12 protein-coding genes and 2 pseudogenes are annotated in these 14,280 nt (G+C 65.5%); 8 read left to right on the top strand and 6 right to left on the bottom strand.

Annotated features, from left to right (window positions below):
* Nucleotides 1–41 precede the first annotated feature (41 nt).
* Nucleotides 42–677, bottom strand: coding sequence for a pyridine nucleotide-disulfide oxidoreductase (locus HD592_RS11635; RefSeq protein WP_246429948.1), 636 nt, complete (start codon nt 675–677; stop codon nt 42–44).
* Nucleotides 674–2,194, bottom strand: a complete 1,521-nt coding sequence (locus HD592_RS11640; protein ID WP_184451178.1) for an alpha/beta hydrolase family protein — start codon at nt 2,192–2,194, stop codon at nt 674–676. The genes HD592_RS11635 and HD592_RS11640 overlap by 4 nt, the downstream gene beginning before the upstream one ends.
* Nucleotides 2,195–2,375: 181 nt before the next feature.
* Here HD592_RS11640 and HD592_RS11645 point away from each other — a divergent pair, with 181 nt between their 5' ends.
* From HD592_RS11645 to HD592_RS11655, 3 genes are all read left to right on the top strand, one after another.
* Complete coding sequence (locus HD592_RS11645; RefSeq protein ID WP_184451179.1) at nt 2,376–2,660, top strand: metal-sensitive transcriptional regulator; 285 nt, start codon at nt 2,376–2,378, stop codon at nt 2,658–2,660.
* 50 nt (nt 2,661–2,710) lie between these two features.
* Nucleotides 2,711–2,956: a heavy-metal-associated domain-containing protein gene (locus HD592_RS11650; RefSeq protein ID WP_184451180.1), complete on the top strand. Its 246-nt coding sequence runs from the start codon at nt 2,711–2,713 to the stop codon at nt 2,954–2,956.
* Nucleotides 2,957–3,043: 87 nt separating this feature from the next.
* The gene (locus HD592_RS11655; protein WP_184451181.1) at nt 3,044–5,689 is read left to right on the top strand and encodes an HAD-IC family P-type ATPase; all 2,646 of its coding nucleotides are present in this window, start codon (nt 3,044–3,046) and stop codon (nt 5,687–5,689) included.
* Nucleotides 5,690–5,846: 157 nt separating this feature from the next.
* On the opposite strand, the pseudogene HD592_RS12290 reads toward HD592_RS11655, so the two are convergent.
* A pseudogene (locus HD592_RS12290) lies at nt 5,847–6,770 on the bottom strand (transposase).
* 181 nt (nt 6,771–6,951) lie between these two features.
* Between HD592_RS12290 and HD592_RS12295 the strand changes: the two are divergent.
* From HD592_RS12295 to HD592_RS11675, 3 genes are all read left to right on the top strand, one after another.
* Nucleotides 6,952–7,245, top strand: a complete 294-nt coding sequence (locus HD592_RS12295; RefSeq protein ID WP_184451182.1) for a hypothetical protein — start codon at nt 6,952–6,954, stop codon at nt 7,243–7,245.
* A gap of 9 nt (nt 7,246–7,254) precedes the next feature.
* Nucleotides 7,255–8,166 carry a hypothetical protein gene (locus HD592_RS11670; protein WP_184451183.1) on the top strand — a complete coding sequence of 304 codons (912 nt, stop codon included), beginning with the start codon at nt 7,255–7,257 and terminating at the stop codon, nt 8,164–8,166.
* Nucleotides 8,167–8,454: 288 nt separating this feature from the next.
* Complete coding sequence (locus HD592_RS11675) at nt 8,455–9,246, top strand: hypothetical protein (RefSeq protein WP_184451184.1); 792 nt, start codon at nt 8,455–8,457, stop codon at nt 9,244–9,246.
* A 569-nt stretch (nt 9,247–9,815) separates the two neighbouring features.
* Here the strand turns inward: HD592_RS11675 and HD592_RS11680 are convergent.
* The 3 genes from HD592_RS11680 to HD592_RS12300 all read right to left on the bottom strand — a co-directional run bounded on the left by HD592_RS11680 (nt 9,816) and on the right by HD592_RS12300 (nt 12,116).
* A complete protein-coding gene (locus HD592_RS11680) occupies nt 9,816–10,613 on the bottom strand; it encodes a hypothetical protein (protein WP_184451185.1) in 798 nt (265 codons plus the stop codon).
* A gap of 288 nt (nt 10,614–10,901) precedes the next feature.
* On the bottom strand, nt 10,902–11,813 hold the full coding sequence (locus HD592_RS11685; RefSeq protein ID WP_184451183.1) for a hypothetical protein: 912 nt from the start codon (nt 11,811–11,813) through the stop codon (nt 10,902–10,904).
* 9 nt (nt 11,814–11,822) lie between these two features.
* Nucleotides 11,823–12,116, bottom strand: coding sequence for a hypothetical protein (locus tag HD592_RS12300; protein WP_184451182.1), 294 nt, complete (start codon nt 12,114–12,116; stop codon nt 11,823–11,825).
* A 181-nt stretch (nt 12,117–12,297) separates the two neighbouring features.
* On the opposite strand from HD592_RS12300, the pseudogene HD592_RS12305 reads away from it, so the two are divergent.
* Together HD592_RS12305 and HD592_RS11700 are read left to right on the top strand one after the other, a co-directional pair.
* Nucleotides 12,298–13,221 (top strand): annotated as a pseudogene (locus HD592_RS12305) (transposase).
* A gap of 764 nt (nt 13,222–13,985) precedes the next feature.
* Nucleotides 13,986–14,280: hypothetical protein (locus tag HD592_RS11700; protein WP_221437889.1), on the top strand; the 295-nt coding region annotated here is incomplete at its 3' end.

Here is a 14,280-nt window from a genome sequence, read left to right on the forward strand (position 1 = left end):
GGATGAGCGGCGGATCTGCTCGGCTCAGCCGCGCTGCGCCGTCACGGCCGCCAGGTCGGGTCGGATGCCGGAGCGCCGAAGCTCGCGTACAGCTCGTCGGGGCGCGCGATCTCATCGGCGAAGCCGAGGGCGGTCATGTCGGCGAAGAGTCGTCGCGAGGGGAGGTCCGGAGCGTTCTTCCCCGCGCCGCCCTCGTCGCTCCCCGCGCTCGCATCCGCCCGCAGGACCCGACCGCGGATCACGATCGGGGCGAGCTCGGGGTTGTCCCAGGCGGCGCGCGTGGCCGTCTCCAGGATCCTCACCGCGTCATCGAAGGACGAGGGCGGTGCCGCGACGACGTCGAAGGAGACCAGGGAGGGTTTGCCGAATCCCTCTCCGACCTCGACGGCGCAGCCCTCGATGTCGGACAGGCCCGAAGCCTCGAGGGATTCGAGGAGCAGGTCGCGGAAGCGCTCGGAGCGCCCTTGGCGGCGCTGCGGCCTCATCGCGCGCATGGCGATCCCGGCGCCGATCGCACCGACTCCGATCGCACCGATGAGCAGGGGGTTGGCGATCTGGGGCATGCGGCGCGCGGCCCTTCCGGCGATCCCCTTGTTCACCGGGGTCGACTGCCGCATCCAGCGGCCGACCTCCCCCCAGGGCATCGTCTCGGGCCCCTGCCCGGGAATCTTGTTCATCGTCCCTCCTCAGTGCGCGGGGCGGGCGAGCCGCCTCGGATTCCGGGCGCGTCTTCGCGCCCTCTCAGTGCGGCTCTGATCCCGGCGATCCCCTTCCGAAGGGGAGTCGCCACGTCGATGAAGGGCGCGGGCGCCCACGCGGATGCGTATTCGACCGGGGTGAAGTCCTGCGCGCGGTCGAGGGCGACGAAGATGTCGACGGCGTCCCTTCGCCGCGGTTCGAGGACTTCTTGCCAGATCTCGTAGAACATGACGCGCGTGGATTCGCCGGCCTGGGGGAGGTAGTCGTCGAGGGCGGCGACGGCGGACGCCAGCCTTCCCCAGGGCATGACGCGGACCTTCCTCTCCAAGTGGCGGACCGTTTCGGTGTAGGTCGCCGAGGAGTGGGCGTAGTAGAGGGGCGATTTCTTCGGGCGCACGAGGGTTCGCCGGACTCCGACGCGGTGATCGGGGAAGCGGTCGGGGGCGCCGTCCATCGAGGGGATGACGTCCTGGTCGTGGGCGACCGACACCATGGCGACCTCCGGGCGGATCCTCCTGCGCCGTCCCGGAGTCCCGGTGGCGAGGATCGCCTGGACGTCGAGCCCCGCCTGTTCCGGATCCATGGCCGCGAGGGCGACTGCGACGATCCCGCCCTGGGAGTGCCCGCAGATGAGGACCGGCTGGGTGCAGAGCTCGTCTTCGGCGACGCCGTCACGGATCATCGCGTCGTGCACTGCTGTGACGACGCCGAGGCGCATCGCCGATTCCAGGCCGATCATCTCGCGGGTGTTCGACTCCATGTCCGCGGGGTTCTCATCGGTTGCGAAGTCGGTGTGCGCGGTCCCGGGGAGCGACACGAGCCAGCGCCTGGCTCCCCCTTCTCCGACTCGGGTGATCTTGAGCGTGGTGCCCGCGGTCATCGCCCAGTACATGTCGTCGATGTCGGCGCACATGTCGCTGAGGGTTCTGGGCGGATCCGTGCGCCGGAGCTGCGCCTTGGGCCGCCCCTTCCTGCCCGGGCGTTCGGGCGGTTCCTGCGCGGAGTCGCGGAGGAGGTGGGCGTGGACGGCGCCTCCGCGCATCGCGCCGACGGCCGTCGCTGCGGTGAGGATCGAGGTCATGAGCGCGTCGTAGGGGCGCGCGGGGATGAGGGGGAGCATTTCGCGCGCTCTGAGGGCGCCCTTGTTCGAGCGGCCGGCGGCGAGGGCGATCCTGGCCTTCATGAGTCCGCGGATCGCGGTCGAGGCCGCTCCGGCCGCCCGGGCGAGGCCGCGGACCGTGAGGGTGTCGAGGCCCGGCTGGTCGAAGAAGATCCTCTGCGAGCGCTCCGAGGCCTCGTCGCCGAGTTTCGCGGCCCGGTCCTTCGCGCCCTCGCGCCATTCCTGCGGCAGGGCCGTGATGGTCGATGCGAAGCCGAGGGCGACGGATGAGGCCAGGACGGGCAGGAGGGGGAGGAGTTTGGCGCGCAGGTACACGGGCGGGTAGGACTGGGGGACTCTCCGGGGCGCGTACATGCGCGGGTGGCGCCGTGGCATCGTCACCCCCTGTCGTCGAGTTCCGGTCGGGCGGGAGGAATGACTCGCGATGAGCGCGAGGAGCCGCCCTGCACTTGTTCACCAAGCGTAGTCCGCGTCGACGCCCGGGCAAGGCGGAACTCTTGACCACCATACCCCCTAGGGGTATTGTCGGAGCATCGACCGACGAAAGGCGCACGAGATGACCCGCGGATACGAGAACACCACGGACCGGTATCTCGCCCGCCTGCGCCGGATCGAAGGCCAGGTCCGGGGCCTGCAGCGGATGGTCTCCGAAGGCGACTACTGCATCGACATCCTCACCCAGATGTCCGCCGTCCAATCCGCCCTCGACTCCGTCGCCATCGGCCTCCTCGAAGACCACATGAACCACTGCGTCGTCAAAGCCGCCAAGGAATCCGACGAGGCGGGCCGCGAGAAGATCGAAGAGGCGACCAAGGCGATCGCCCGCCTCATCAAGTCCTGACCCCCTCCTCCCCCGACCCCACCACCGCCACCCCACGAAGGAGAACCGCCATGACCATGGAAATCGACCGGACCGTTGAACTCGCCGTCAACGGCATGACCTGCGGCCACTGCGTCGCCTCCGTCACCGAAGAGCTCGAAGCCGTCGACGGCGTCAAGCACGTCGACGTCATCCTCGAATCGGGCGGCACCTCCAAGGTCACCGTCTTCACCGACACCGGAGTCGACGACGACGCCCTGCGCGAAGCCGTCGCCGAAGCGGGATTCGAGCTCGTCGGCATCACGCGCGACTTCTGACCCTCCGCGGGCGAGAGCCCGCCCCGTCCCCGGCACCGAACCGGGGACGCATCCTGGCCGTCCCCTCGGCCCCGCCCAGCGGCGCCGATGACTCGACCGAACCCCCGCACCCGGGCCCACCCGACCTCTTCGCGAACGCCCCGGACCGCGGACGCAGAAAGCCTCAACGTGCCCCCCTCCCCCGTTCCGGACGCCGCCCCCGACGACGCCCCCGCACCGGCGCAGGTCGGCGAGGGCGCTCGCGCCCACGCGACCCTTCTCAAGCGCCGCTTCCTCATCTCCCTCCCCTTCGGGCTGACCGCCCTCGTCCTCTCGATGTTCCCGGCGCTTCAATTCACCGGCTGGCAGTGGGCGGTCGCGGCGGCCTCGATCCCCGTCGTCACCTGGGGCGCCTGGCCCTTCCACCGGGCCGCCTTCGCCGCGGGCCGCCACGGCTCGACGACGATGGACACCCTCGTCTCCCTCGGCGTCACCGCCTCGAGCCTGTGGAGCTGGTGGGCGCTCCTCTTCGGAGGAGCGGGAGAACTCGGCATGCGGATGTCCATGACCCTGCTCCCCCGAGCCGCCGGCCATCACGCGGAGATCTACTTCGAGGGCGCGACCACGATCGTCCTCTTCCTCCTCCTCGGCCGCTGGATGGAGGCGCGCACCCGCTACCGGGCGGGCGATGCGCTGCGCTCCCTCCTCGAGCTCGGCGCGAAGGAGGCGACCCTCCTGCGCATCGACGAGGCGACCGGGCAGCGCGCCGAGACGCCCGTCCCCGCCTCCTCCCTCGCCGTCGGCGACCTCTTCCTCGTGCGCCCCGGGGACAAGGTCGCGACCGACGGCGTCATCGAGTCCGGCCACTCGGCCCTCGACGCCTCCCTCCTCACCGGCGAGTCCCTGCCGGTCGACGTCGGCCCCGGCGACGAGGCGACCGGCGCCACCGTCAACACGTGGGGCGCCCTCGAGGTGCGCGCGACCCGGGTCGGCGCCGACACCGCGCTCGCCCGGATCTCCCGAATGGTCACCGAGGCCCAGGCCGGCAAGGCCCCCGTCCAGCGCCTCGCCGATCGGATCTCCTCGGTGTTCGTGCCGACGGTCATCGCGATCGCGATCCTCACCTTCGCGGGCTGGCTCATCGCCGGCTCCTCGCTCCAAGCGGCCTTCACGGCGGGCGTGGCCGTCCTCGTCGTCGCCTGCCCCTGCGCCCTCGGCCTCGCAACCCCGACGGCCCTGCTCGTCGGCTCGGGCCGCGCCGCCCGGCTCGGCATCGTCATCAAGTCCGCCGAGATCCTCGAGCAGACCCGCTCGATCGACACGATGCTGCTGGACAAGACGGGGACGGTCACCACCGGCCGCATGTCCCTCCACGCCATCGCCCCGACCCCGACCCCGACCCCGACCCCGACCGGGGCACTGCCCGAAGGCCCTCGAGAGCATCACCCCGCCGCCCCCGGAGGCCCCGCGCCGGAGCATCCCGGGGCCCGCTCCCCCGAGGCGCTCCTCCTCGCGCTCGCCGCCGGAGTCGAATCCGCTTCCGAGCACCCCGTGGCGCGCGCCATCGTCCAGGGCGCGGCCGATCGGGGCATCGCACCCCTCCCCGCCTCCGCCTTCACGAACCATGCGGGACTGGGCGTCTCCGCCCTCGTCGATCACCCTTCGGCGGGCGCCGGACTCGCCCTCGTCGGCAGACCCTCCTGGTTGGAGTCCAAGGGCGTCGAGATCCCCGCTGAACTGCGCACCGAGATCGGCCGGGCGGAAAGCGAGGGCTCCACCGCGGTCGTCGCCGCCCTCGTGCCCGACTGGTCGGACGAACCCGCCCCCACCCGCCCGGCGAGCGGGCTCCGAGAGGCCTTGACGACCCCGGGCGGCCCCGCGCCGCTCGCCACCCTCACGATGGACGTCCAGGGCATGACCTGCGCCTCCTGCGTCCGACGCGTCGAGCGCAAGCTCTCCAAGCTCGAGGGCGTCACCGCCTCGGTCAACCTCGCCACAGAGTCCGCGACCATCACCCTCAGCGCCGAGCACACCGACTCCGAACTCGAAGAGGTCGTTAACGCCGCCGGATACACCGGGCGCGTGCTCAGCCGCACCCTCCCCGGAGCCGTGGAAACCGCGGCCCCGCCCTCGGGGGCCTCAGGCGACGAGGGCGGGCGCAACCTGCCGGCGCGACTGGGCAGCGCGCGCGTCCTCGGCGCGCTCACCGTGCGCGACACGGTCAAGGCGACGAGCGCCGAGGCGATCGCCTCCCTCGCACGGCTCCGAATCGAGCCGATCCTCCTCACCGGGGACAACGCGGCCGCTGCGCGACGAGTCGCAGACGAAGTGGGCATCACGCGCGTCATCGCCGAGGTCCTGCCCGAGGACAAGCGCTCCGTCGTCGCCTCCCTTCAAGACGAAGGACGGGTCGTCGCGATGGTCGGCGACGGCGTCAACGACGCGGCCGCCCTCGCACAGGCGGGGGTCCGCGGCCTGGGCATCGCGATGGGCTCGGGAACCGACGCCGCCATCGAGGTCGCCGACATCACCCTGGTGAACTCCGACCTCGTCAGCGCCGCGACCGCCATCCGCATCTCGAGGCGGACGCTCGCGATCATCAAGGGCAATCTGTTCTGGGCATTCGCCTACAACGTCGCGATGATCCCGCTGGCGATCGCAGGACTGCTCAACCCGATGCTCGCGGCCGCCGCCATGGCCTTCTCCTCGGTGTTCGTCGTCCTCAACTCGCTGAGGCTCCGCTCCGCGCGCTGAGGGCGGCACCTCGACATCGCTCAATGCCTCAAGTATTCACCATGCGAATAGACGAAGTCTGTACAGGCTCGTTACTTCATCGCGTCTTCGTTTATATGACACCCACAAGTCGCCCGCGTATCCGGGAGTGTCCGGTTATCGGTGTAAGTGGCGCTTTCTACTGGTGGGTGCTGTCCGCGGGTATGCGGTCGGCGAAGGTGGTGGCGAACGCGTTCGATGCGGGCTTCCAGCGCATGCCCCAGCGGGTCTGCCCGGTGCCCTTTGGGTCTCGATCTCACGGTCGGATAGAGCGTCTTCAACGCGGCCTGCTCGTTCGGGAAATGCCCCCTGGCCCTCACCGCCGTGGGGAACCTGGCGTTCAACGACTCGATCGCGTTCGTCGAACACAACACCTTGCGGATCTCCAGATCCGTAGTCCAGGAACGAAACGAACTCGCTCCAGGCACCTCGCCAGAGCCGGATCATCGCCGGGCCGGACCTGCCCCACATGTCGGCGAACTCCCCGAACGCCCGCTCAGGCGCTTCCGCCGTGGGTGCTTTGTAGACGGGTTTCAGATCGGCGACGATCTCGAGCCAGATCCCCAAAATGTCCTTTGGCACACCGATCGCGGCGTAGAAGGGCTCCAATGGACGGCTCATCTGCGCGTTCATCTCGTCAACAACGCGGTCGGTGATCCGGTTGATCGTGTCCTTCAAGACCGACGTGCCGTAGACCCCGGCGAAGTGGGCGCCGATCTCACCGGTCGTCAGGCCTTTGCGGACAACGACAGAACCATAGCGTCCATGTCCGGCAAGCGGCGTTGGCGCTTCTTCACCAGCTGAGGCTCGAAGCTCCCGTTGCGGGAGTTACCGCTACCCCGGCCGAACGGGTCGTGCTTGTCATAGCCCAGGTGCTCGTTGAGTTCCTCGTCGTGAGCTGCTTTGAGACCTGCACGGTCAACGCTTTTAACAGGCCGTCAGGGCCGCACGGGACAATCCCCGCATCACGGGCTTGGCACACCATCTGCGCGATCACCTCACGCTGGGCCTTGTCCGGCTTAGCCGGCTCATCCGGGGAAAGTGCCGGGACCACAGCCACCAATCTGGCCGACTCCACGGCCAACGAGCTGCTGCTGGTGGTTATCTCGGTCGTCATGACTCCTCCTGCCCTGCCAGGCGATGAAGCCGCTTACACCGTTAATCGGATACTCCCGAATGGAAAGAAACCTAGATCGATTCTGAACGTAGGATCGGGGGATGAGTGTGAGGGTGAGGGGGTTGGGGTGAGTGTTGAGTTTCTTGGGGTGTGGACTGAGTCTCTTCGGGAGTGCGGTCGTGTTGTGGATGAGGCGTATTTGAGTTTGGCTCGTGTGCAGGTGGAGGGTGCGCCTGATTTGGGGCCGTCGACGGTTGCGGCTCGGGCGGTGCTCGATGCGGTGGAGTCCGGTGTGTGTGCGTCTGCGGAGGCGGTGCGCACGGTGTCGATGTCGATGATGGCTGCTGCGGATTCGTTCGAGGAGCTTGAAGAGCAGATTCGTGCGGGCATGGTTTCTGAGCAGGCGGTGTTCGATGCGTAGGGGTGTGTGGTGAGTGGTCTGGTGGATTGTCGGGTGCGGGTGGCCTCGGGTTCGCCGGTGGCTTTGGCGACTTCTTTGGGGTCGCAGCTTGCCAAGTTGATGGATGCTCGGGAGTGTTTGACTTCGGCGCGTTCGGCGCTGGTCGGGCAGATGAGCGGTCGGACGGTGACCGCGATTCGTGAGTGTGTGGATGCGCAGCTGCTGCTTGTCGGTTCTCATGTTCAGCGGGTGATGTTGCTGATCGCCGGGTTGGAGGCTTTGGGTGAGGACTTGGGGCTGGTGGAGACGGGCTTGTATGCGGTGTTGATGGAGGCTGAGGCGTGGGGTTTGCGGGTTGTGGGTGGGGTGGTGCATGCCCCGGGCTGGTCGGATCCTGATCGTGAGGTGAAGGTAGGGGTGTTCGCCAGGCTTTCGGGGATAGTCGGTGAGCTTCGTGCCGTCGAGGAGGTGGCGCATGCGCAGTTCGCTGAGGTGTGTAAGGATGCGCAGATGTTGCCTTCTGAGGCTGTGGAGGCTGCTAAGGAGTGGCAGCGGGAGATTGTTGCGGCGCGTAGTGCGGGGGTGACGGCTGCTTGGTCGACAGCGTTGCTTCCTGGCGTGACGTTCGTGTCGCCGGATTCGGCTGCCCGGAAGGCGCAGCTTGAGAAGATGATTAGCAACGGTGAGCCGGCGCAGAAGGTGGCGCGTGCCGTTGAGGGGTGGAGTGCGGGGCGTGTTGCGAATGAGTCGACGCTTGTGGGGCGTTGGGCGGCGCGGGTGCGGAGTTTGGTTCAGGAGGTGGATTTTTCGAACCGGGTGGCTATTGCGGGTGAGGCTTCTGCGACGGGCAAGGCGTTGCGGGCGGGCCGGACCGTCCTTAGGGGTGCTGGTGTTGTCGGGGGGGATTCTCACGGTGGGGTCTGTTGTGGAGAACGGGTATGAGCAGGCGCGTGATGATTCGATCGACCCGGGTCTGACTATGGGTGAGCGGGTTGCTCGCACTGTGACACACGGCCTCCTCGAAGGTGGGTTCGAGTCGGCCGGTGAATCGGCCGGAGCGATTGGTGGTGGTATCGCGGGGGTTGCGGGTGGCCCGACCGGGATCGGCGCCGGGTTCGTTGCAGGCGGAGAAGCAGGAGGGGAGTTGGGCAAGACAGCGGGTGAGCGTGCCGCGGGCTGGTTTGATTCCTTCATCATTCATCCTGTTCTCGGTTCCAAAGGGGCGGATTCGTGACGACGAAGATGCTGCTCGAATTGGTGGCCTTTACTGGGTTCATCTGGTTTTTGTGGGCGATGGCGATGTTTACGGACACGGTGGTCGGGCGCGCCGCCATTGCGGTCGGGGGTGCTTTTGGTCGGGGGGTGATTGCCGGGCTCTTCCCCCTGACAGGGCTCGCCTTCACTTCCTCGATCTTGGTTGAGCTCATCGGGCCGACGGGCTTTTATGCGACGATTCCGGGGGCGGTACTCCTCGGGGTCTTGCTTTTGATAGCAGTGATCTCGGTCTTCTCAGGTTTGGTTGTTTGGATTTTTGATGTGGACTTGCCGGAGTGGGCGTATCCGGAGTATCACGCGAGGCGGCGCAGGCAGCGTCGTGTAGAAGACGATGAGGTGAAGCGTTCTGATATGTATCATGTCGCTTCTCACCCGGATCCTGAAGCCTCGGTAAGGGTTAGTGCGGAGCTGGTGAGCCCGAACGCGCTGCGTGTTCGTCGTCCCTGGTCGTGGTACAACTCGGCTTTGCGTTCGGTTCTGATTACGGTGAACGGTGTTCGGGTGGGGCGGATCTGGAATGGTCAGACCCGGCTCTTCCCACTGCCCAAAGGCGATGTCGCCGTGTACGCCGTGCTGGATTGGGCGACATCGGACCTGGTCTACTCGGTCCTGCCCGAAGGTCATTGCCTGGATGTGACGCTCACTTTCGCCAGCCCGGACAAGATGTTCACCAACCCCAACACGTACCTGCGTCTCCACCCCACCAACCCCGCAGACCTTCTCCCGCCCCTACCCGACTGGGAATGAAGCATCTTGGGTTTGGTTCTGTGGTTAGGGTGCAACGGGACTGCTGAGGGTTTGGTTGACAGTTTTCCTTCTGGTTTTTAGGCCGCGAGGGACGCGGCTGGCACCTGTGCAGATCGGTTACGTGTTCTAGGGTGAGTAACGGTAGTCCCTGGGCGTTAGGGGACGAAGAGACTGCCCCGTCGCCGATCCGGCGAGTGAACAGTCAGTGATGAACGCGGCGCAGCACAACCCGCCCAAGGTCCGCACGGAGATGATGTTCGCGGCGCATCTTTTGGTGTATCTTGCGTACCCCGTACACGCTGTCGTTGTCCGCATGAATTCCGTCTGATCTTGCCAGTAAGGACCGCGTCTTGCAGACCCGTGGTACAGGCCGAGCGTCCCTGGTCGGGTCAATAGGCGCGCGAAGTGACAACGCCAGCCATATCGCCCCCCGGATGCGACAGATTACTTCACCCCTGAAATGATCGAGGTGCCCGTCGACGCAACAACGGATCGCCTCGTTGTAGGGCGGCAAGTTCCGCTGCGAGAAAAGCCGAGGTAGCCTGAGGGGCTTATTGATGCACCGCAATTCACGGTTCCCCTGGCCCAGCCTGTGCAACTCCTCCATCATCGGGGTTGGTGGGGTGGAGACGCAGGTACGTGTTGGGGTTGGTGAACATCTTGTCCGGGCTGGCGAAAGTGAGCGTCACATCCAGGCAATGACCTTCGGGCAGGACCGAGTAGACCAGGTCCGATGTCGCCCAATCCAGCACGGCGTACACGGCGACATCGCCTTTGGGCAGTGGGAAGAGCCGGGTCTGACCATTCCAGATCCGCCCCACCCGAACACCGTTCACCGTAATCAGAACCGAACGCAAAGCCGAGTTGTACCACGACCAGGGACGACGAACACGCAGCGCGTTCGGGCTCACCAGCTCCGCACTAACCCTTACCGAGGCTTCAGGATCCGGGTGAGAAGCGACATGATACATATCAGAACGCTTCACCTCATCGTCTTCTACACGACGCTGCCTGCGCCGCCTCGCGTGATACTCCGGATACGCCCACTCCGGCAAGTCCACATCAAAAATCCAAACAACCAAACCTGAGAAGACCGAGATCACTGCTATCAAAAGCAAGACCCCGAGGAGTACCGCCCCCGGAATCGTCGCATAAAAGCCCGTCGGCCCGATGAGCTCAACCAAGATCGAGGAAGTGAAGGCGAGCCCTGTCAGGGGGAAGAGCCCGGCAATCACCCCCCGACCAAAAGCACCCCCGACCGCAATGGCGGCGCGCCCGACCACCGTGTCCGTAAACATCGCCATCGCCCACAAAAACCAGATGAACCCAGTAAAGGCCACCAATTCGAGCAGCATCTTCGTCGTCACGAATCCGCCCCTTTGGAACCGAGAACAGGATGAATGATGAAGGAATCAAACCAGCCCGCGGCACGCTCACCCGCTGTCTTGCCCAACTCCCCTCCTGCTTCTCCGCCTGCAACGAACCCGGCGCCGATCCCGGTCGGGCCACCCGCAACCCCCGCGATACCACCACCAATCGCTCCGGCCGATTCACCGGCCGACTCGAACCCACCTTCGAGGAGGCCGTGTGTCACAGTGCGAGCAACCCGCTCACCCATAGTCAGACCCGGGTCGATCGAATCATCACGCGCCTGCTCATACCCGTTCTCCACAACAGACCCCACCGTGAGAATCCCCCCCGACAACACCAGCACCCCTAAGGACGGTCCGGCCCGCCCGCAACGCCTTGCCCGTCGCAGAAGCCTCACCCGCAATAGCCACCCGGTTCGAAAAATCCACCTCCTGAACCAAACTCCGCACCCGCGCCGCCCAACGCCCCACAAGCGTCGACTCATTCGCAACACGCCCCGCACTCCACCCCTCAACGGCACGCGCCACCTTCTGCGCCGGCTCACCGTTGCTAATCATCTTCTCAAGCTGCGCCTTCCGGGCAGCCGAATCCGGCGACACGAACGTCACGCCAGGAAGCAACGCTGTCGACCAAGCAGCCGTCACCCCCGCACTACGCGCCGCAACAATCTCCCGCTGCCACTCCTTAGCAGCCTCCACAGCCTCAGAAGGCAACATCTGCGCATCCTTACACACCTCAGCGAACTGCGCATGCGCCACCTCCTCGACGGCACGAAGCTCACCGACTATCCCCGAAAGCCTGGCGAACACCCCTACCTTCACCTCACGATCAGGATCCGACCAGCCCGGGGCATGCACCACCCCACCCACAACCCGCAAACCCCACGCCTCAGCCTCCATCAACACCGCATACAAGCCCGTCTCCACCAGCCCCAAGTCCTCACCCAAAGCCTCCAACCCGGCGATCAGCAACATCACCCGCTGAACATGAGAACCGACAAGCAGCAGCTGCGCATCCACACACTCACGAATCGCGGTCACCGTCCGACCGCTCATCTGCCCGACCAGCGCCGAACGCGCCGAAGTCAAACACTCCCGAGCATCCATCAACTTGGCAAGCTGCGACCCCAAAGAAGTCGCCAAAGCCACCGGCGAACCCGAGGCCACCCGCACCCGACAATCCACCAGACCACTCACCACACACCCCTACGCATCGAACACCGCCTGCTCAGAAACCATGCCCGCACGAATCTGCTCTTCAAGCTCCTCGAACGAATCCGCAGCAGCCATCATCGACATCGACACCGTGCGCACCGCCTCCGCAGACGCACACACACCGGACTCCACCGCATCGAGCACCGCCCGAGCCGCAACCGTCGACGGCCCCAAATCAGGCGCACCCTCCACCTGCACACGAGCCAAACTCAAATACGCCTCATCCACAACACGACCGCACTCCCGAAGAGACTCAGTCCACACCCCAAGAAACTCAACACTCACCCCAACCCCCTCACCCTCACACTCATCCCCCGATCCTACGTTCAGAATCGATCTAGGTTTCTTTCCATTCGGGAGTATCCGATTAACGGTGTAAGCGGCTTCATCGCCTGGCAGGGCAGGAGGAGTCATGACGACCGAGATAACCACCAGCAGCAGCTCGTTGGCCGTGGAGTCGGCCAGATTGGTGGCTGTGGTCCCGGCACTTTCCCCGGATGAGCCGGCTAAGCCGGACAAGGCCCAGCGTGAGGTGATCGCGCAGATGGTGTGCCAAGCCCGTGATGCGGGGATTGTCCCGTGCGGCCCTGACGGCCTGTTAAAAGCGTTGACCGTGCAGGTCTCAAAGCAGCTCACGACGAGGAACTCAACGAGCACCTGGGCTATGACAAGCACGACCCGTTCGGCCGGGGTAGCGGTAACTCCCGCAACGGGAGCTTCGAGCCTCAGCTGGTGAAGAAGCGCCAACGCCGCTTGCCGGACATGGACGCTATGGTTCTGTCGTTGTCCGCAAAGGCCTGACGACCGGTGAGATCGGCGCCCACTTCGCCGGGGTCTACGGCACGTCGGTCTTGAAGGACACGATCAACCGGATCACCGACCGCGTTGTTGACGAGATGAACGCGCAGATGAGCCGTCCATTGGAGCCCTTCTACGCCGCGATCGGTGTGCCAAAGGACATTTTGGGGATCTGGCTCGAGATCGTCGCCGATCTGAAACCCGTCTACAAAGCACCCACGGCGGAAGCGCCTGAGCGGGCGTTCGGGGAGTTCGCCGACATGTGGGGCAGGTCCGGCCCGGCGATGATCCGGCTCTGGCGAGGTGCCTGGAGCGAGTTCGTTTCGTTCCTGGACTACGGATCTGGAGATCCGCAAGGTGTTGTGTTCGACGAACGCGATCGAGTCGTTGAACGCCAGGTTCCCCACGGCGGTGAGGGCCAGGGGGCATTTCCCGAACGAGCAGGCCGCGTTGAAGACGCTCTATCCGACCGTGAGATCGAGACCCAAAGGGCACCGGGCAGACCCGCTGGGGCATGCGCTGGAAGCCCGCATCGAACGCGTTCGCCACCACCTTCGCCGACCGCATACCCGCGGACAGCACCCACCAGTAGAAAGCGCCACTTACACCGATAACCGGACACTCCCGGATACGCGGGCGACTTGTGGGTGTCATATAAACGAAGACGCGATGAAGTAACGAGCCTGTACAGACTTCGTCTATTCGCATGGTGAATACTTGAGGCATTGAGCGATGTCGAGGTGCCGCCCTCAGCGCGCGGAGCGGAGCCTCAGCGAGTTGAGGACGACGAACACCGAGGAGAAGGCCATGGCGGCGAGGATTGGGCTGTGTCTGCTTCTGGTGTGTGGGTGGGGGTGGGGTCGTGACTTTGCCTGAACGTAGGATCGGGGGGTGAGGGTGAGGGGGTTGGGGTGAGTGTTGAGTTTCTTGGGGTGTGGACTGAGTCTCTTCGGGAGTGCGGGGCGTGTTGTGGATGAGGCGTATTTGAGTTTGACTCGTGTCCGGGTCGGAGTGTTCTTAGGGGTGCTGGTGTTGTCGGGGGGATTCTCACGGTGGGGTCTGTTGTGGAGAACGGGTATGAGCAGGCGCGTGATGATTCGATCGACCCGGGTCTGACTATGGGTGAGCGGGTTGCTCGCACTGTGACACACGGCCTCCTCGAAGGTGGGTTCGAGTCGGCCGGTGAATCGGCCGGAGCGATTGGTGGTGGTATCGCGGGGGTTGCGGGTGGCCCGACCGGGATCGGCGCCGGGTTCGTTGCAGGCGGAGAAGCAGGAGGGGAAGCAGGTCGAGAATTCGGCGAATGGCTAGGCAGCTTCGCTGATGACCGTGTGTGGAATCGATTGTTGGGACGAGATGATGCCAGCTGACGTCTTCTGGTCGGGGTTCGCTCTTGCTGCGCTCGCCTGGTTCATGTGGGCGATGGCGATGTTTACGGACACGGTGGTCGGGCGCGCCGCCATTGCGGTCGGGGGTGCTTTTGGTCGGGGGGTGATTGCCGGGCTCTTCCCCCTGACAGGGCTCGCCTTCACCACCGGGCTCATTACGGCGCTTATTGAGCGGACGGGCTTTTATGCGACGATTCCGGGGGCGGTACTCCTCGGGGTCTTGCTTTTGATAGCAGTGATCTCGGTCTTCTCAGGTTTGGTTG

Origin of the sequence: Schaalia hyovaginalis (genome assembly GCF_014208035.1) — a bacterium.
In the GTDB taxonomy this organism is placed as follows: Bacteria; Actinomycetota; Actinomycetes; order Actinomycetales; family Actinomycetaceae; genus Pauljensenia; species Pauljensenia hyovaginalis.